Here is a 17,909-nt window from a genome sequence, read left to right as displayed (position 1 = left end):
GACACGCAGTGTGGTGCCGGGCGTTCGGCACTTCCCCCAAGGCCAGCTAGGTAAGGGATTTCCGCCGTTGTCACAGGGGTTGGGAGGGCGTAGGCCGCCCGACCTTGATGATGAGACCGCGGTCGGCCAGGCGGCTGAGCTGGCGGTAGACGGACTGGACGGTGATGTCACCGAGGAGGCGCGAGAGTTCCTTGGCACTCCAGGTTCGGTCGGGTTCGGAGTGCAGGAAGGCGATGATTTTCTCGCGGGCCACCGCGGCGGGCCCGCTCGGCCCGCACCCAGTTGCGCAGCGTCTCCCGGCTGACCCCCAGGTCCTTGCCGATGCCCTCGAAGGTGTGGCTCGGATCGGACAGGTACAGCGCGACAGCGTCCGCCGTGAACTCGGGCGAGTAGACCTTCATCACCATGAAAGATCCTCCTCCCCGGCCCCTGGCGGGGCCGGGCTCAGAGGTGTCCACCACTCGGGGACAGGTCCCACCGCTTGACCAGTGGGTAAGCCTCAGCTGGGCGTCCCGGGCACCGGCGTATGCGTGATGCCATTGACCAGAAGATCGAAGCTCCAGCGCATACGATCCTCACCGGTACCGCTGAGTAGCGCGGGCATGTGGGCCTTGATCGCCGGGTGGGTCGCCTCGTTCACGTCGTGCAGGGCCTGTGCCAAAGCGTTCCAGTCCTCCCCGGCCGCTGGATCGTGTTTCCTCGTCGACTGCTCTGCGGCAGTGGCCGTGGCGTCCTGGAGGAGTTTGTCGACACCCCAGGCGACCTGCTCACGCGTGGCTCCACTCTGGGAGAGGAGATCCAGCATCCGCTCCACGAGCCGCAGATAGTTGTCGCCGGCAGGACGCGCAACGAGGGCCGAGCGGGCGAGCCGCGGGTGCTCCAACAACACGAGGGTGTAGGACGTCAGCACCACCCTGAGCCGCTCGCGCCAGTCGTCCGCCGCCATCTCGTCGGCCAGATCGACTTCACCGAGGAGAGCGTCCAGCACAGCTGCATGCAGTTCGGCGGTGTTGGACACGTAGACGTACAGCGATGCCGGGCCGGTGTCCAGCTCCTGCGCCAGTCGGCGCATGGTGACCTTTTCCAGCCCTTCGGCGCGCAGGATCTTTACAGCAGTGTCCACTATCCACAGGCGGGAAAGGGCAGGCTTGGCCGGACGCTCTCGGCGGCTGATCGGTTCTCTTCTCCTGGGCATTTCCCGATCGTAACAAACACGTTCGTTATGATCTGTGATAGCGGGCGAAATGCAGACCGCTCACTGTTCGGCCCCCTTCTCCTTCTGCTGTACCCGCTCCCGGCGGCGCTCAGCACGCATCTTCGCCCGCTCCTCACGCAGCCGCTCGATCTCCTGGCGCATCCGCTCCAGCGAAGGGAAGCGCACCAGGTCGGGCAGGCTCTCGTCCGACCGGATCCTGGCAATGGTCTCGTGCTGGTCGACCCGGATGTACTGCGCGTCCATGGTCTCCGTGCCCGGGATGAACTCGGCAACCCGGTAGGAGTACGGCGGGTTGAACTGGTAGACCCCGCGCTTCACACGGAACACGATCCCGTGGCCCATGACTTCCTGCAGCGCCTCGTTCACCTTGGTGCGCGCGACGTCCAGGACGTGCGCCATCTCGTCCTGGGTCAGAGGGATCCGCCCGCCGGCCTTCTGGCACGCGATCATCAGCAGGATCAGCCGGAGCGGCAGCGCCTCGCGGAAGAACTGCGCGATGACGAGGAAGAACTCCAGGCTGTCCATGGAGAAGGCGTTGGGCTCGTCTGGCGGCCCGTAGAACTCCAGCGGCTTCCGCTCGCTGTCCAGCGTGAGCTTCCGGCCGGGGTCATTTTGACCCGGTGGCTCGCCGGCTCCGTGCTGTTCGTCATGTCGGTGCTCCTTGTCGGGGTGTCGGTGTGAGGCGCGTCCTGAGGGCGGTCGCTCGGAGTCCGGCTCACGCGACCACCTCGGCGATGAACGCGGCGAGGTTGGCCACGGTCCGCTGGATCTTCTCCTGCAGGGTGAGGGACTCGTGGAGGCGTCCGCCCATGCCCGCGTCCTTCTTCCCTCGCACGTACAGGGAACAGGCCAGGTCGCTGCAGATGTAGGTGCCGACCGAGTTGCCCTGCTGTCCGGCCTTCCCGGCCTTCGGTGCCACCATCAGGGAGACACCTCCGGTGTGCGTGGTCACGCACACCGAGCACATGCTGCGCCGGGTCTGCCACGAACCGGCGCCGGAGGAGCGCAGCTGGATGCCCACCGGGCGGTCGTTCAGCTCCGCCACGACGTAGGCCCGGTCGAAGGCCCGGGGGTCGCGCCAGCCCAGGAAGTCCAGGTCGCTCCATGGCTCCCCGCTCAGCTCGCGGGGCACGTACAGACGCTTGGCCTCTCCCTTGGTGCAGTTCACGAAGGCGTTGCGGATCTCTGGTTCCGTCAAAGGTTTCATAAGAATGACGGTAATTTGCCTAAATGATTTAGGCAAGCCCATAATGTTCCAAGGCTGGCTCGGAGAGCGATGGAGGACGAGTGTGGCGCGCGCAGGACTGACTACGGAACGCCTGGTCAAGGCAGGGGCCGAGATGGCCGACGAGATCGGGTTCGAGCGGACCACCCCGTCGGAGCTGGCCCGGCGCTTCGGCGTCAAGACCGCGAGCCTGTACTCGCATGTGAAGAACGCCCAGGACCTGAAGACCAGGATCGCGCTGCTCGCCCTGGAGGAGCTGGCCGACCTGGTGTCCGCCGCGGTGGCCGGCAGAGCCGGCAAGGACGCGCTGACCGCGTTCGCGGACGCCTACCGCGACTATGCCCTCGGGCACCCGGGCCGTTTCGCCGCCACCCGGTTCCGGCTCAGCCCGGAGGCGGCCGCCTCCAGCGCCGGTGTGCGGCACGCCCAGATGTCGCGGGCGATCCTGCGCGGATACGACCTGGCCGAACCGCACCAGACACACGCCGTGCGCCTGCTGGGCAGCGTGTTCAGCGGATTCGTCGGCCTGGAGGGCGCGGGTGGCTTCAGCCACAGCGCCCCCGACGCGCAGGAGAGCTGGACCGAGATCCTCAACGCCCTGGACGCCCTCCTGCGCACCTGGCCCACCGCGTCCTGACGCCCTGCCGGGAGGGAGCGGTCCGCGGCTGGGCGGACCGCATGTGGTCACGGCACCGGGCTCACGGCATGAGGACCCGGGTCACCAGCGTGCGCAACCGGCTCTGCCAGAAGGCTCCGGGTCTCGTAGCAGGCGGGTGATATCAGGAGGCGGCGGCGGGTGCCCGGTTGTCGCCGGCGTCAGGTGCCGGCGGCAACCGGGCCGCCTGTCGTCAGCGCTCGCCGAGGACGCGCGTCACGCTGCGCTTGGCCACGTTCACCTCGGCGACGCTCAGGTCTTCGTTGAGTACCCACGCGGTCTTCGAGTCGGCGCTGAAACTGATGGCCTGACGGGGAGCCTTCAGTCCTGTCACGGTGCCCAGCACCTTGTTGCCGTCGTTGGGGTCGATGACGGTCAGCGAATTGCTTCCCTTGTTGCCGGAGAGCAGCACGGACTCGTCGGGAGAGAGAGCGGCGCCGTAGGGCTGGTCGCCCACGCCGACCTTTTCCACGAGGCTGCCGTCCTTGGGGTTGACGACGTAGATCTTGTCGTTACCGCTGCTGGCGGCGTACAGCCTGTCGCCGGCACGGTTGGCGGACAGCCCGCGTACGCCCTCGAATCCCTCGATCTGCTTCAGTTCCCGCGGCTTGTCGCCGGTGACGTCGAGAACCGTGATCCGGCCTCCCTTGCCCCCGTCGAAGTTGGTGACGTAGAGCTTGTCACCCTTGGGTGCGAGCTTGACCCCCTGACGCGGTTCGGAGAACCCGGTGAGGACGGTCTTGGGCCGGTTGGTGCTCTGGTCGACGACGGTGACGGTGTTCGAGGCCGCGTTGTTGGCGTACAGCAGCTTGCCGTCCTTGCTCTGCGCGGTGCCGAACACACCGGCGCCGAGCGGCAGACGCTTCACGACGCCGAACGTGCGGATGGAGATCCGGTCCACGACACCACGGGCGCTGTCGGACACGGTGAAGGTCTTGCTGTCCGGGGCGAACAGGATGTTGCGCGGGCTGACATACCCCTTGATCTCGGCGATCTGCCGGCCACTGCGTAGGTGAATCACGGAGAGGTGGTCGGAATCGGAGTTCGTCGCCACGGCGAAGCGCTCGTCGGGGCTGACCGCCAGGGAATTGTTCGTCGCGTCGACGAGCGGATCACGCGTTTCTCCGACGGCGCTCGTGTAAGCGCCGAACGACACCACGGTGCGGTGGATCAGCGCTGTCTTCGACGTGTTCTCCTTCGGCGTGTCCGCATGCGCCGAGGCCATGGTGACCGGCAGGGCCAGCGCGGCGAGTGCGGTGGTGCCGAGAAGTACGCGGCGGGTCATCCTGGTGGGTTTCACCTGGACCGTCTCCCTTGTTCTGTGGTGTCGGCCACGCCGGCACCACGACGAGCGTGTGCGAGTCACCGGCTTTGCGCTGAATACCTCGTGGTACATCGGTGCGGAATAGCCGAAGCCTCGGATACAGCGGCACTCACCAGAGGCACGCCGTCCCCCGCGCCGCCTCGCGTTCCAGTCGGCTCGGTGACTGCTTTCACCAAGGGGTACGGGCCTGAATCGACGTGCGTTGAAAGGATGTTGATCAAACCTTTTTCCGACCGTGCGACCGGTTTTCCGGCCCCGGACCGCGATTCGTTCGCCTGCTCATACGACGGCCGCGCAGGTGATGCCGAATCAGCCGCCGTCCGCGAATGCCTCGGCGCTCCGTTAGGGTCGAGACCGTGATCGGCCCCAGGCCGGCCGCCGTACATGAGTGCGGCGGCCCACAAGCCCGCCCGGATCAGCCGGCGCCGGTCCGGGTGCGGCGGGATGCCGACGGCATAGGCGGTCAGCACCCGTTCCGGGCCGTGACGACCGGCACTCCCGACTCCCTCGCCCGCACTGTCATGCGCCCCGCTCACAACTATACGCACGATGTAGACACACAAAGTATACTCGATGTGTATAGTGCTGCGTATGTCCATCAGTCACACCCTTTTAGGGCTCCTGGAGTCCGGCCCGCGTCATGGTTACGACCTGAAGCGGGCCTTCGACGAGACGTTCGGTCACGACCGGCCGCTGCACTACGGCCAGGTCTACTCGACGATGTCCCGGCTGCTGAAGAACGGCCTTGTCGAGGTCGACGGCATCGAGACCGGCGGCGGCCCGGAGCGCAAGCGCTACGCGATCACCGACGCCGGCGTCACCGACGTGGAGCAGTGGCTTGCGACCCCGCAAAAGGTGGAGGAGTACCTCCAGTCGGCCCTCTACACCAAAGTCGTCCTGGCGCTGCTCACCCGCCGGGATGCCGTCGAGATCCTGGACAGCCAACGCTCCGAGCACCTGCGCAGCATGCGGGTCCTGACCGACCGCAAGCGCTCGGGCGATCTGGCGGACCAGTTGATCTGCGACCACGCTCTCTTCCACCTGGAGGCGGACCTGCGCTGGCTGGAGCTGACCGCCGCCCGACTCGACAGACTCCGTGAGGCTGTGGCCCGATGACGACTTCCCCCTCCGCTCCCCTGCTCGCCGGGCAGGACCTGCGCAAGACCTACGGGCACACCCACGCCCTCGACGGCGCCGAATTTTCCATCCACCCCGGTGAGGTCGTCGCCATCATGGGCCCCTCCGGCTCCGGCAAGTCGACACTGCTGCACTGCCTCGCGGGCATCCTGCCGCCCGACTCCGGGGCGATCACCTACAAGGGGCGTGACGTGACGACGATGAGCGATGCCCGGCGCAGCGCGCTGCGCCGCTCCGAGTTCGGCTTCGTGTTCCAGTTCGGGCAGCTGGTGCCGGAACTGACCTGTGTGGAGAACGTCGCCCTGCCGCTGAGGCTGGGCGGCACCTCCCGCAAGGAAGCCGAGCGGACGGCGCTCGGCTGGATGGAACGCCTGGAGGTCGACGACCTGAAGGGCAAGCGTCCCGGCGAGGTCTCCGGCGGCCAGGGCCAGCGCGTCGCTGTGGCCCGAGCGCTGGTCACCGGCCCCCGGGTGCTGTTCGCCGACGAACCGACCGGCGCGCTCGACTCCTTCAACGGCGAGCGTGTGATGGAACTGCTGACCGAAGCGGCCCGCTCGACCAACGCCGCCGTCGTCCTCGTCACCCACGAGACACGGGTGGCCGCCTACTCCGATCGCGAGATCGTCGTACGTGACGGCAGGGCCCGCGACATGGAGCGCGCCGTATGAGTCCGCGTCAGTGGTCCAGGGACCTGGCCATGGGAGCCCGGTTCGCCGTCACCGGCGGCCGCGAGGGCTGGGTCCGGATGACGCTGACAGCGGTCGGCGTCGGCCTCGGCGTGGCCCTGCTCCTGCTGTGCACCGCGATACCCAACGTGTTCGCCTCCCGCCTCAAGGTGGAGGACGCCCGCTACGCCGACGTGTGGGCCATGGAGGTCCCGCCCAGGGCCGACAACACTCTCCTGATCGCCCAGGCCGGAACCACCTGGCACGACGACGACATCTGGGGCCGGCTCGTCGAGCCCGAGGGCAGGCGGGCACCGCTGCCTCCGGGGGTCGACCGCTTCCCGGGTGAGGGCGAGATGGTCGTCTCCCCCGCGCTCAAGGACCTGCTGGACTCGAACGACGCGAAACTGCTGCGGGAGCGCCTGCCGTACAGGATCACCGGCACGATCGGCGAGAGCGGGCTGATCGGTTCGCACGAACTGGCCTACTACGCGGGCGCATCGGGGCTGAACCCCACGGGCGTCTCCCCGGTGACGCGGCTGACCGAGTTCGGCAAACCGGACGCGACGCCCGAGAAGACCGACCCCGTGCTGCTGCTCATGGTCCTGGTCGTGCTCGTGGTGCTGCTGACGCCGGTCGCCGTGTTCATCGCCACCGCCGTCCGCTTCGGCGGCGACCGCCGCGACCGCCGCCTCGCCTCGCTGCGCCTGGTCGGCGCCGACCGGGGGATGACCGGGCGGATCGCGGCGGGCGAGGCGCTGGCCGGCGCCCTGCTCGGCCTGGCCGTGGGCACCGGCTTCTTCCTGCTCGGCCGCCGGACGCTGGGCACCGGCGAGTTGCTGGGCGTGAGCGTCTGGCCCAGCTACCTCAACCCCGCTCCCGTGCTCGCCGCGCTGGTGGCGGTGGCGGTGCCGGTCGCCGCGGTGCTGGTCACGCTGCTCGCGATGCGCGGCGTGGCCGTCGAACCTCTCGGTGTCGTGCGCACTGCCACGCAGCGCCGCCGCCGGGTGTGGTGGCGGCTGCTGCCGTCGCTGGCCGGCCTCGCGATGCTGTACCCGATGATCGGCCAAGGCCGCAAGAACGGCGGCTTCAACCAGTACCTCGTCATCGGCGGCGTCCTGATGCTGCTGATCGGTATCACCGCCCTGCTGCCCTGGGCCGTGGAGGCGGTCGTCGTCCGGCTCGGCAAGGGCTGGCTGTCCTGGCAGCTGGCGGTGCGACGGCTGCAGCTGAACAGCGGCACTGCCGCCCGCACGGTCAACGGCATCGCCGTGGCCGTGGCGGGGGCCATCGCGCTGCAGATGCTCTTCACGGGAACGCAGAGCCAGTACACCGAGAACACCGGCCAGGACACCAGCCGGGTGCAGATGCAGGTCGACTTCAGCGACCCCAGGCCGCTGTCCGGCATCGAGCGGGAATTCTCGGGCGCCAAGGGGGTGCGGGCCGCGGTGGCCGTGGCCCGCACCGGGTACGGGGAATCACGTCGCAACCCGGAGAACGACAGCAATCTGACCGTGGGCAACTGCACCGCCCTGCGCGAACTCGCCACATTGCCCTCCTGCAAGGACGGTGACGTGTTCATCACGCGAACGCGGAGCGGGTACCCGGACCCCAGCAACGCAGCCGAGATCGCCCTCGTGAAGCCCGGTCGGCGGCTCTACATCGCTCCGTCCCACGACGGCGCCGAACGCAACCTCGAGGCGCGCTGGACCGTGCCGGCGAACGTGCGGGTGGTGGACGCGCGCAAGGACTCACTGGCCGAGCTCGACAGTCTGCTGGTCACCCCCGCCGCCCTGCCCGCCAAGGCAGCGCCCGCATTGATCTCGGAGGGGGTCTACCTGCGTCTGGACCCCTCGGTGCCGGACGCACGGGAGTACGTACGCAACGTGGCCGCCCGCCTCGACCCCCTGGCACAAACCGTCGGCTGGTCGGCGACCGAGGAGGATGCCAGGTACACCTCCATCCGTACCGGCCTGCTCGTCGGCTCCGTCTTCGTGCTGGCACTGATCGCCGCGAGCCTGCTGGTCTCCCAGCTGGAACAGCTGCGCGAACGCAAGAAGCTGCTCTCCGCGCTGGTCGCCTTCGGTACCCGGCGCCGCACACTCGGTCTGTCCGTCCTGTGGCAGACAGCCCTGCCGGTCGGCCTCGGTCTCGTACTGGCCACGACGGTGGGTGTCACCCTCGGCGTAGTACTGCTGAAGATGACCCGAACACCGGTGACCATGGACTGGGCCGGCGTGCTCACCATGACCGGCGTGGGCGCGGCCGTGGTCGGTGTGGTCACGCTGCTCAGCCTGCCGCCGCTCATGCGCATGATGCGCCCGGAAGGTCTGCGTACGGAATAGCCTCGCGAGCCCGGCCGGCATCAGCACCGGTCACCATCAGGGGCACCCTCGGCGGCACAGCGGGATCCGCAGCCGGGGCAGGCACAACGGATGGTGACCGGTACCCGGGCCGGGGACGATGCCCGGCCCGAGTACCGGTCACCGGGCGGCCGCGTCGAAGAGGAGCGGAGCCCGGCAATCCCATGTCGGAGAATGCTCGGCAAAGGAGCAGCAGCAAGGGCCCGAAGCCGCCCCCCAAGACGGTTCGGGCCCTTGCTGCCGGGAGACCTACAGGTCGAACTCCAGGTGTTCGATGTCCGTGAACCGGACCTCCTCCAGGCTTCCGGCGCGGCGGCCGCCGTCCTGGAAGTACACCTCCCTGAGCGCTTCGGCGGCGATCTCCTGGAGCCGGGCGTCGCCGGCACCGGTCTCCTGGGCCTCGAAGAGACGAGCGGCGTAGACGGGCGGCAGGGCGACGGTCAGGTGCCGGATGCGGTCCTGATCCGTCGACCCGATCGGCGCGGTGTAGCCCATGCGGGCGCGGGCGTCGATGACGATGCCGCCCGTGGATGTCGCCTTCGCCTTGGCCTTCGCCCGGATCTGCGGCTGCCACCGCTTCTTCACCTCGCGTTCCAGGCGCGCGGCGAGGTCCGGGCGGGGCTTCTTGATCTGGTCCTTCACGTACCGCTCCACAGTGCGCTGGGAGATCCGCAGCAGGTGGGCGACCGCCTTGGTGCCCTTCATCTGCCTGACCAGGTAGCGCATCTGCGCGGGCGCGCTCTTGGGCGCCGGGCGGGTGAACGCCTTCTGCACCGCGGCGTCCAGGCCGTCCCCGAACAGGCTCATCGTCGCCTTCTCCTACTCTCCGCTGTCGGCGTCGGTGACGGTGCCGTCCTTGATGTACCGCGCCAGGTTGAGCTCCGGCGCGTCGAACCGCTCGCGGACCTCCTCGCCCCACAGGACGCTCTGGGTGCCCTCGTGCTTGACCAGGCCGGGATTGACGCCGAGCTTGAAGCCGCCGGGCAGCGGCTTGCCCTCGCGATAGGGCAGGAAGTCCAGCGGCGAGGGTCCGCCCGACGCGTAGACGACGCAGTCGGACAGGATCGCGATGGGGTACTGCCCGGTGAACGCCGCGTGCTTGACGATCTTGCGGTGCAGGTTGATCCGCGTGCGGGAGATGACCGCCGCGCGGATGTCCGGCCGCCACGTCGGGCGGGACAGCGCACGCCACGGCTCGCCCGGCCGCCAGCCCTCGCCGCGGGGCCGCTCGCGGAGCTTGCCCAGGCCGCCCTTTACCGTCGCCTTGATCGCCGTGGTGACGATCGCCAGCTCCGGGTCGCGGGCCTTGTAGCCGTCCATCGCCGCTAGGAAGTCGGCCGGCGACAGGTCGGCGTCGACGCCGAGGTCGGCCATCGTGGCGAGGTAGGCGTCGCGCAGCCGGTTGTACCAGCCGTCCAGGTACCGGCCGTTCTCGTACCGGACGTACGCCTCGGTCGGGCGCACCTCGTGGCCGAGCTCCTGGGCGTAGGCGACGGTGGGCGTCGCGTACCAGGCCGGGCCCTCGGGGCGCTCGCCCTTCGGCGTGAACGGGGAGGGCAGCAGGCTGCCGTCCAGCTCCACCCACTGCTTGCCCACCTTCACCCTCGACAGGTCGACAGGGGAGAGGTCCACCAGCCAGGAGCCGGGCAGCTTCGGGTCGAACGCGGGGTTCGTGACGTGCGTCGGGGCTCCGAGGCCGACGCTCAGGCCGTTGGCTCCGGCGGCGAAGGCCATGTTGACGTCGATGCCGACCAGGTGGCGATGGGCGCACTCGGCATCGGTCATCGGCCGTGCCCAGTCGTACGCCTCCTCGAACAGCTTCTCCGACGGGCCGCGCACGTGGAAGCGGGGCAGATCCTTGAGGACCGGGTGGCCGTCGGGGGCCTCGCACGGCGCCGGATCGACCGGGTCCTTGCCCAGGCTGCCGGGGTTGTGCTCGGAGTGCCGTTTGCCGCGGGCGTCGGGTTCGGAGGCGCGGGTCGGCGGGTGCAGGGCGGTCATCAGCTCCAGGCCGGTCACGGCCGTGGAGCCGCGTGGGGTCATCACCCGGGACGCGTACACGCCCAGGACGCGGGCGAGTTCGGCCGGCGGGAGCTGCCCGGCGTCGCCCCAGTGCCGGGTGTCCAGCGCGTGCCACGACGGGATGCACAGCTGCACGCAGGCCCGCTCCGAACCAGTCGCGGGGCGGTAGATCCGCGCCCACGGTCCGAAGCCGCGCTTGGTCAGCTTCCACTCCGCGCGCGAGAGCTGCTTGATGACCTTGTGGCCCTCCGGCAGGCGCCCGGCGAGCCGCTCCTCCTCCGTGAGAACTGTCGGCAGACCGTAGCGCTCCAGCGCGGCCTCGGTGAGCACGAGCAGCGGGTCGGCGTCCTTGCCCGGTCCGGCGAGCTTCGGCTGCCCGAGCTTCGCCTCCTTGAGCGTCCAGTCGACCAGGGCCGGGATGCTCTTGGCGGGCACGTCCAGGACCAGGCCGCCGGTGCAGTACGCCAGCACCTGCCCGTCCTCGACGCCGACGACGGCCAGCGGCCCGTTCTCGAACTGCGGGTCGGTGCCGCCCGCCGGGATGCCGGCCGGGATGCCGGCCGGGGCCGCCTGCTTCGCGCTGGGGCGGCGGGACGCCGACGACGTCCTGGCGGTGCGTGCCGGACGCGGTGCGGCGGCCGGCGCGGCGACGGGGGCAGAGGGCTGGGTGTTCTCGGCTGCGGTCATGGCCGCAGCCCCGGGTGCCTCCCCCGTGGACGGGGCCCGCGTCTCCGCCGGGGCGGGCGCGCCGGTGAACGTGGCCGGCACCGGGGAGGCCGGCTCCTCCGGGGCGGGGTAGAGCTCCGCGAGTTGCCTCAGCAGCCGGGCGTACGCCTCACGCTCCGGGCCGCGCGGCTCGGTCGTCTTCTTCACCGACTCCCAGCCGGACACCGTGGCCCGCCGCACCTTCAGGGCGGCGGCGACTTCGTCCAGCGTCAGGCCGTGCGCGGTGCGCAGCCGCTTGCGCTCCTCCGCCGACGGCAGCGGAGAGCGGGACGCGACCAGCGCGTCGACCGCCTCGAACAACTCGGACATGGAACACCTCCTGACGCACACCCTACCTCACGAACCGTAAGGTGCGCGTACGCTTACCGTACGGATGGCGTACGGGACGCGTTCGAGGGAGGTCGGGTGTTCGGGCCGGGTCGGTGGCTGGTTCCCACGAACGCGCACCGGTCCAAAGCGCCGTCACTACCGTCGTGACCATGGCGAAGGGGAGAAGAGCGGCCGGGCCTCGACCCCTGATCTTCGCCACACGAGCCACTGGATCCTGACGATCTGAGAACGGACCCCGAGACCCTGCGGATCATTCACCTCTGCTTGGCCGCCCAGGACTCCGACTGAGGGCTGCGTACGCCTCTGCCGTGCCGCCGTCGAGCCGCTCGCGCAGGCACGCGAGCAGGACGCCCATCGGCGCCAGCGCCAAGGGCAGGAGTACGAGCGCCACCGCGACCGGGGTGATGATGACGAGGACGCCGGTAACCCACACGTTGTCCCCGGTGGTGGCCAGCATCAGCAGCCCCGCCCAGTGCGCCACGTACGTCCCGGGCCACGTGAACACCAGGAAGGCGACGGCGACTGCGACCGTACTCAGCAGGCAGATCCCGGTGGTGTGCAGACGTGCCGTACGGGTCAGCGTCCAGGAACGACGCATCGCTGCCGTTGCCGAGGAGTTGTCCGCCACCCGTATGGTGGTGGCCAGTGAGAAGCGGGCCAGGAGAACGAACCCGAGCGCCCAGATCACGACGGGCAGGATCCGGCCCACCAGGATGAACTGCACGGTCGCGACCCCGGGCACCCTCCCCGACTCGACGGCAACCAGGGCGAGGCCCGCCAGTCCCGGGACATGGGCGCACACCAGGGTCAGCAACTGGACGCGGAGGGCGGCCCCGAGGTGCGGACGGGAACGGCGCCACAACGCATGGAGGGTGAGAACGCCGAGGACCGTACCCGCCGCCGCGCGTTCCCGCGCGTACGCAACGGTGACGGCCTGGGCGGTGAGCAGCCAGGCGATCGAGACCATGGCGACGAGGAGCAGCAGCGGGTACACGCAGAACGCCACCTTGACGAGGCTGTCCCACTGGTCGGCGTACGCGCCGTAGGAGTCCTCGTTCTCGATGGCGTGCTCGGCATCGCTCCTGGCTTCCAGGAAGAGGCCCCACGACGCGGCGAACGCACCTGCCACGATCCCCCCACCGGCAAGCAGCGCCGCCCCGCCGGCCAGGACGGCCGAGCCGAACACGGGGCGCCGATCGCGGCCGGTGATCCGCAGTGCCTCGACCACGACCGGGGTGTCGGCCCGGCGAGTGTCCGGGCTGATCACAGAACCGCTGCCCGTCATACCGCTCCCTTTTTGATGATGAGCCTGTGACGGCGGCCTGCGAACGGTGCCACCGGGTGGCGTGGTTGACCACTCTAGGCGGCAACGGTGCTTGCCGTGGTTGCCGGCCAGGTCGGTCGTCGGGGTGGGGCCGGTCATGGCGCTTCCGACCACATTCTCCGGTGGTCGAACGGGGCCGAGTGGGACGGGCGTGCGTTCGGCCGGGATCCGGCGGCAGTACTCCGGTACGGCGGGACGCACGGAGAACGCGCCCGGCCGGCTGGAGAGCCGGCCGGGCGCTTCCGCCCCCTCGGGCGACCCGCGGGGGTCAGTCGGTCAGGGGGCGTTGTAGCCGAGGGTGTAGGTGCCGTTGCCGCTGTAGGCGTGGACGCGGTAGCGGTAGTAGCCCGGGCTTCCGGTGTAGGTGAGGGTTTCGTCGGCCTCGGGTGTGGTCCCGCGTGCCACGGTGGTCCAGTCCGAACCGTTCCACTTCTGCAGGTAGAGGTCGTAGTCGGCGTTGTCGGGCCCGTCCAGGCACGCCTCGTGGGCACCGGTGACCGTGGTACGGAAGTAGGACCCGTCCGGCTGGTAGGCGCTGGAACCGGCCGTCAGCGAACCGGTCCTGACGGTCTCGGCGTCCTCACACCCGCCCGGAGCGGTGCCGTTGACGGTGAGCATGTAGGTGGCGGTACGGGTGGCGTGCTCGCCGGTGGCGGTCACGGTGACCGGGTAGGTGCCGGGCGGAGTGCCGGCGGTGGTGGCGACGGTCAGGGTGCTGCTCTCACCCGTGGTCAGGGTCTTGGGCTCGAAGGCCGCTGTGGCCCCGGCGGGCAGACCGGCCGCGGTCAGAGTCGCCTGCTGCGACTCACCTGCGGTGGTCGCGGTCTTGATCGTGGTGGTGGTCCGGCCACCGGGATCGGTGGAACCGGACGAAGGCTCCGCCACCACGGAGAAGTCGTGCGCCGGAGCATCGGCGCAGTACTTCTCCTGTTTGCCGATGGCCCGGTAGGGGCAGTCCGCGTATTCGGCGAGGGTGAGCACCGACTCCTTGTTGCGTGCGGTCTGTTCGGGGATGACCTCGTCCGGGGGGTAGAACCCGGGGTAGGCGGAGGCGGGGTACATCTCGAAGACGTAGGACCAGATGCCCTGGTCGCCCCACATCCAGTCGATGGAGTCGCCGTCGGTGATGTACAGGTCGCTGCTCTGCTGCGGCGTGTACCCGTTGGTGGCGGCCATCTGCTGCCCGATGGTGCGGAACGTCGCCTCCTGGTCGGCGGTCAGTCCGGTGTCGGTGTCGGAGTAGGTGTAGCCGAACGGCCAGAGGATGAGCTCCGAGTACGAGTGGATGTCTATGTGGGCCTTGATCTGCTGTTCGCCGCCGACCCGCCGGGACAGGACGAAGTCGCGCAGTACCCGGGTCTCGGTGCCCGAGAAGGGGGCGGAGCCCCGGTAGGTGTCACTGGAGGGGGAACCGCTGGAGCCGTTGCAGCACCCCCACTTGTAGCCGAAGTTGCGGTTCAGGTCCGTGCCCACGCTCGACGTGCCGGCGTTGGGCTGCCGGTTCTTGCGCCACGACCGGTAGGAGCCCGTGGCGTGGTCGTACTCGCTGCCGTCCGGGTTCAGCATCGGGATGATCCAGATCTCCCGCGAGTCGACCACGTTCGTGACCCGTGTGTCGCTGCCGTGCCGCGAGGTGAACAGGTCGGCCAGATAGAGGGCCTGTTCGGTGGTGAGGTGCTCCCTGGCGTGGATGTTGGCGTTGAACAGCACCTCGGGTTCGTCCTCGTCGGTGCCGACGTTGTCGGAGATCTTCAGCGCGACGATGTCGCGGCCCTCGTGGGATGTGCCGACCACCGACTTCCGGGCGAGGCCCGGGTACGCGTCGGCGATACGGTCGAGTTCGGCCACCGTCTCCGCATAATCGTGGTAGCCGGCGTCGGCCGGCGGGAATCCCGCCGCCCCGTCGGTCGATCTGTCCGACGGAGCCGCTGGGACGCGCTCAACGGTGAATCCCAGGCGGCGGATGCTCCGGACCTCGGCGCCGGTCGCGGTGACGTAGATCGTTCCGTGCTCGACCAAGTCGACCGCCGCGCCGGTGGCGGCGATCCTGGTCCGGTCCGCACGCGTCTTGGCTCCCGAGACGCGGTACTGGACCGACTGTTCCTGGGCCGCTGCCGCGGGATCCGGTGCGGGGCCGGCGGCCGCGGGGCCGACGGGGCCGACGAGGGCGGTCGCCCCCAGGACGAGTGTGGACAGTAGTGCGATGCGCCATCGCATCGGTTCCTCCTGCGAAGTGGGATGGGTGAGGAGAGCGGGCGGGACCGTGCCCCCACGAGAACCGTGACGGCCCCGCCCGCTCGTGGTGAGCGCCCGTCAGGGGCGCTCACCCGGCCGGCCGGCTCACCCGGACAGGCCGGCCGTACCGGGGCTGTGCCGTGACCGGGAGGCAGGTGCGGCACACCGCCCACGGCACGGGACAGGCCGGGAGTGGGGGTACTCAGGGGGCGTTGTAGCCGAGGGTGTAGGTGCCGCTGCCGCTGTAGGCGTGGACGCGGTAGCGGTAGTAGCCCGGGCTTCCGGTGTAGGTGAGGGTTTCGTCGGCCTCGGGTGTGGTCCCGCGTGCCACGGTGGTCCAGTCCGAGCCGTTCCACTTCTGCAGGTAGAGGTCGTAGTCGGCGTTGTCGGGCCCGTCCAGGCACGCTTCGTGGGCACCGGTGACCGTGGTACGGAAGTAGGACCCGTCCGGCTGGTAGGCGCTCGTACCGCTGGACAGGGTGCCGCCCTTGACGGTCTCCGAGTCCGAACAGGCGCCTGGTGCATCGCCGTTGACGGTGAGGGTGTAGGTGGTGCTGCGGGTGGTGTGCGATCCGGTGGCGGTGAGGGTGACCGGGTAGGTACCGGGCGGGGTGGCGGCCGTGGTGGCGACGGTGAGGGTGCTGTTCTGGCCGGTGGTGACGGTGTCCGGGCTGAATACCGCTGTGGTGCCGGTGGGCATGCCGGTGGCGGTCAGCCTGGCCTGCTGGGGATCACCCGCGGTGGTCGTGGTCCTGACCGTGGCGGTGGTCCGGCCGCCCGGGTCGATCGACCCGGTCCGCGGGTCCGCCTCGACGGAGAAGTCCCGCGCCGGGGCGTCGCCCTCACCGGCCAGCTCCCAGACCGTGTGCGCGATGGCGTTGGTGGCGATGCCCATGGCCCGTGGGCCGACGTTGTCGATGGTGTCGCACGCGGAGTGGTAGCACGGGTCGTCGGAGGATCCGATGCCGCCGACCGGAACGCCGTGGCGGGTGAAGGAGGAGTGGTCGGAACTTCCGTCCCATCTGATGTTGTACGTCCCGATGTTCCGCCCGGCGAAGTACTCCTTGAAGACCGTGCTCACGGCCGGCGTGTGGCTGTAGACGCCCCACGTCGTGGTGTCCTTCTGACCCACCATGTCGAAGTTGAGGTAGACGTCGATCTTGTCGCGTTCGGCCGCGCTCAGTCCGTCGGCGTAGTGCCGGGAGCCGATCAGGCCCAGCTCCTCCGCACCCCACCAGGCGAACCGCAGCCTCTTGTCCGGCCGCAGACCGGACCGGGACACCGCGAGCGCGGTCTCCAGCACGGCGGCCGAACCCGAAGCGTTGTCGTTGATCCCGGGGCCGGCCGGTACGCCGTCCAGGTGGGCCCCGGCGAACACCACGTCGTCCGGGTCGCCGTGCGGCCATTCCGCGACGACGTTCCAGCCGGTGGCCCCGCGATGGGTGAACGCCTGGAGCGAGGTGGTGAACCCGGCCGCGTCGAGTCGCTCCTTGACGTAGTCGACGGACGCCTTGAAGCCGGGCCGGCCGTGGGCGCGGTTCCCGCCGTTGGTGTCGGCGAACCGCTGGAAGGCGCGCAGGTGCTCCATGATGTTCTCGGACGGGATGTCCGGGGCTTGGCCGCTTGCCCCCGCGGCCGTCGTGCTCGGTGGCGGGGTGAGGGTGTGCGGGGCGTCCGAGGGCGCGACGGTGCCCGCCAGGGCGGTACCGGACGAGGCGGTCAGGGCGCCCAGCGCCAGGGCCAGGGTGCTCGCCAGTGCGACGAGTCGTTGTCTCATGGGGTGACCTTTCGAAGGGGAGGGCGGGGGAGGCGGCCCGATGTCGCCGGGCGCCCTGTCATGGGCCGAGGGTGTAGTCGCCGCCACCCGGCCGTGTCCGGCACCGGTAGCGGTCGTAGCTGTTGCCGCCTCGAGCACCTCGTCCCATGTCACAGGTACGGCACCGGAGCGGGCGTCCACGATCACGTGCAGCCGGCTCGGTCTGCCCTTTCGGGAAGTGCCGGTCAGCACCGCCTCGTCGGCCAGACGCTGATGTGTCCCCGGGGCGGACACCACCAGGCGGGGCTCGCCGACGCCGATGCGCGGCCTGCCGTGCAGCGGGGCGCCGATCAGGTCGCCGGAGGCGTCGTGGGCGGCCCACGAAGTCGCCGCCCACGACGGGCAATTGCCGGGAGGTCCGCCGGCAGGCGTGGTAGGTCAGACCCCGCGGACCCGTGGTGGTGCCGACGAGGATCAGCCCTTCACCGCCCCGTCCGGCTGTCGGGTGCGCGAGCGCCATGCCGCCCCGGCCGGCGGGCGCTGCGAGTGCCGTGTGGGGTGCAGGCCCCGACACTGATGCAGTGGGCATGACAATTGCATCGAGCGGTCCCGGTCTTCGCATGAGTCCGTCCTTGTCCGCAGACCGACGGCCGGCCGCGGGGCCGAACCGAAGCTGGGCGGCAACGTGCCAGCTCCCGGGGGCGGCGGCAACGGTCCTCGTGGGAGGAGGCAAACAATGGCAAAGAGGGGCCAGGACGCCACGGTGAGGCGTGGGCCCCCACTGGCGGTCGCCTCGCCTGGCCGGCTGGGCATGACGTGGATACACCAGTGGACGGACAGCGGTGCGCGAGCGGTCGTCGGCCGTGACGTACGCAGAGGTGGACACCGGGCCATTGCGAGGGACCCGTCTCGGTGGCGGCGCGCGAAGTGA

General features: G+C 69.9%; 13 protein-coding genes and 2 pseudogenes. 4 read left to right on the top strand and 11 right to left on the bottom strand.

The window, feature by feature from the left end:
• Positions 1-70 precede the first annotated feature (70 nt).
• From ACZ5C2_RS26370 to ACZ5C2_RS26350, 5 genes and pseudogenes are all read right to left on the bottom strand, one after another.
• The gene (locus tag ACZ5C2_RS26370) at positions 71-253 is read right to left on the bottom strand and encodes a helix-turn-helix domain-containing protein (protein WP_468795741.1); all 183 of its coding nucleotides are present in this window, start codon (positions 251-253) and stop codon (positions 71-73) included.
• A pseudogene (locus ACZ5C2_RS26365) lies at positions 252-407 on the bottom strand (transposase); the annotation flags it as partial. The gene ACZ5C2_RS26370 and the pseudogene ACZ5C2_RS26365, both read right to left, overlap by 2 nt.
• A 92-nt stretch (positions 408-499) precedes the next feature.
• The gene (locus ACZ5C2_RS26360; protein ID WP_468795738.1) at positions 500-1,195 is read right to left on the bottom strand and encodes a TetR/AcrR family transcriptional regulator; all 696 of its coding nucleotides are present in this window, start codon (positions 1,193-1,195) and stop codon (positions 500-502) included.
• 60 nt (positions 1,196-1,255) lie between these two features.
• On the bottom strand, positions 1,256-1,741 hold the full coding sequence (locus tag ACZ5C2_RS26355) for a hypothetical protein (protein ID WP_468795735.1): 486 nt from the start codon (positions 1,739-1,741) through the stop codon (positions 1,256-1,258).
• Positions 1,742-1,931: 190 nt separating this feature from the next.
• Positions 1,932-2,423: an FBP domain-containing protein gene (locus ACZ5C2_RS26350; RefSeq protein ID WP_451772447.1), complete on the bottom strand. Its 492-nt coding sequence runs from the start codon at positions 2,421-2,423 to the stop codon at positions 1,932-1,934.
• 82 nt (positions 2,424-2,505) lie between these two features.
• On the opposite strand from ACZ5C2_RS26350, the gene ACZ5C2_RS26345 reads away from it, so the two are divergent.
• Positions 2,506-3,078 carry a TetR/AcrR family transcriptional regulator gene (locus ACZ5C2_RS26345; protein ID WP_468795731.1) on the top strand — a complete coding sequence of 191 codons (573 nt, stop codon included), beginning with the start codon at positions 2,506-2,508 and terminating at the stop codon, positions 3,076-3,078.
• Positions 3,079-3,289: 211 nt separating this feature from the next.
• On the opposite strand, the gene ACZ5C2_RS26340 is transcribed toward ACZ5C2_RS26345, so the two are convergent.
• Positions 3,290-4,396: a YncE family protein gene (locus ACZ5C2_RS26340; RefSeq protein ID WP_468795728.1), complete on the bottom strand. Its 1,107-nt coding sequence runs from the start codon at positions 4,394-4,396 to the stop codon at positions 3,290-3,292.
• Between the two features lie 615 nt (positions 4,397-5,011).
• Here ACZ5C2_RS26340 and ACZ5C2_RS26335 point away from each other — a divergent pair.
• Genes ACZ5C2_RS26335 through ACZ5C2_RS26325 form a run of 3 tightly spaced genes read left to right on the top strand, consistent with a single transcriptional unit; the run spans position 5,012 to position 8,567 of the window.
• A complete protein-coding gene (locus ACZ5C2_RS26335; protein ID WP_468795725.1) occupies positions 5,012-5,536 on the top strand; it encodes a helix-turn-helix transcriptional regulator in 525 nt (174 codons plus the stop codon).
• The gene (locus ACZ5C2_RS26330) at positions 5,533-6,225 is read left to right on the top strand and encodes an ABC transporter ATP-binding protein (protein ID WP_468795722.1); all 693 of its coding nucleotides are present in this window, start codon (positions 5,533-5,535) and stop codon (positions 6,223-6,225) included. Before ACZ5C2_RS26335 ends, ACZ5C2_RS26330 begins: the two co-directional genes overlap by 4 nt.
• Entirely contained in the window at positions 6,222-8,567 is a 2,346-nt protein-coding gene (locus ACZ5C2_RS26325) for an ABC transporter permease (protein ID WP_468795719.1), read from the top strand. Before ACZ5C2_RS26330 ends, ACZ5C2_RS26325 begins: the two co-directional genes overlap by 4 nt.
• A 267-nt stretch (positions 8,568-8,834) precedes the next feature.
• Here ACZ5C2_RS26325 and tpg read toward each other — a convergent pair whose 3' ends face one another.
• The 5 genes and pseudogenes from tpg to ACZ5C2_RS26300 all read right to left on the bottom strand — a co-directional run bounded on the left by tpg (position 8,835) and on the right by ACZ5C2_RS26300 (position 16,999).
• Positions 8,835-9,392 carry a telomere-protecting terminal protein Tpg gene (tpg, locus tag ACZ5C2_RS26320; RefSeq protein WP_468795716.1) on the bottom strand — a complete coding sequence of 186 codons (558 nt, stop codon included), beginning with the start codon at positions 9,390-9,392 and terminating at the stop codon, positions 8,835-8,837.
• 12 nt (positions 9,393-9,404) lie between these two features.
• Positions 9,405-11,642, bottom strand: a complete 2,238-nt coding sequence (gene tap, locus ACZ5C2_RS26315; protein WP_468795713.1) for a telomere-associated protein Tap — start codon at positions 11,640-11,642, stop codon at positions 9,405-9,407.
• A gap of 271 nt (positions 11,643-11,913) precedes the next feature.
• Positions 11,914-12,948 (bottom strand): hypothetical protein, encoded by a 1,035-nt coding sequence (locus ACZ5C2_RS26310; protein WP_468795710.1) that lies wholly within the window; start codon positions 12,946-12,948, stop codon positions 11,914-11,916.
• Positions 12,949-13,899: 951 nt separating this feature from the next.
• A pseudogene (locus ACZ5C2_RS26305) lies at positions 13,900-15,204 on the bottom strand (M14 family metallopeptidase); the annotation flags it as partial.
• A 220-nt stretch (positions 15,205-15,424) separates the two neighbouring features.
• Positions 15,425-16,999 carry a M20/M25/M40 family metallo-hydrolase gene (locus ACZ5C2_RS26300; protein ID WP_468795707.1) on the bottom strand — a complete coding sequence of 525 codons (1,575 nt, stop codon included), beginning with the start codon at positions 16,997-16,999 and terminating at the stop codon, positions 15,425-15,427.
• Positions 17,000-17,909: the final 910 nt, after the last annotated feature.

It is taken from the genome of Streptomyces sp. NPDC031365 (assembly GCF_055569765.1).
This window is presented reverse-complemented; position numbering and strand designations above follow the sequence as displayed.

Coding starts and splice junctions, on each gene's coding strand:
- ACZ5C2_RS26360 (WP_468795738.1), bottom strand. CDS start 1,195: ATGCCCAGGAGAAGAGAACCGATCAGCCGCCGAGAGCGTCCGGCCAAG.
- ACZ5C2_RS26355 (WP_468795735.1), bottom strand. CDS start 1,741: ATGGACAGCCTGGAGTTCTTCCTCGTCATCGCGCAGTTCTTCCGCGAG.
- ACZ5C2_RS26350 (WP_451772447.1), bottom strand. CDS start 2,423: ATGAAACCTTTGACGGAACCAGAGATCCGCAACGCCTTCGTGAACTGC.
- ACZ5C2_RS26335 (WP_468795725.1), top strand. CDS start 5,012: ATGTCCATCAGTCACACCCTTTTAGGGCTCCTGGAGTCCGGCCCGCGT.
- ACZ5C2_RS26330 (WP_468795722.1), top strand. CDS start 5,533: ATGACGACTTCCCCCTCCGCTCCCCTGCTCGCCGGGCAGGACCTGCGC.
- ACZ5C2_RS26325 (WP_468795719.1), top strand. CDS start 6,222: ATGAGTCCGCGTCAGTGGTCCAGGGACCTGGCCATGGGAGCCCGGTTC.
- tpg (WP_468795716.1), bottom strand. CDS start 9,392: ATGAGCCTGTTCGGGGACGGCCTGGACGCCGCGGTGCAGAAGGCGTTC.
- tap (WP_468795713.1), bottom strand. CDS start 11,642: ATGTCCGAGTTGTTCGAGGCGGTCGACGCGCTGGTCGCGTCCCGCTCT.
- ACZ5C2_RS26310 (WP_468795710.1), bottom strand. CDS start 12,948: ATGACGGGCAGCGGTTCTGTGATCAGCCCGGACACTCGCCGGGCCGAC.
- ACZ5C2_RS26300 (WP_468795707.1), bottom strand. CDS start 16,999: ATGAGACAACGACTCGTCGCACTGGCGAGCACCCTGGCCCTGGCGCTG.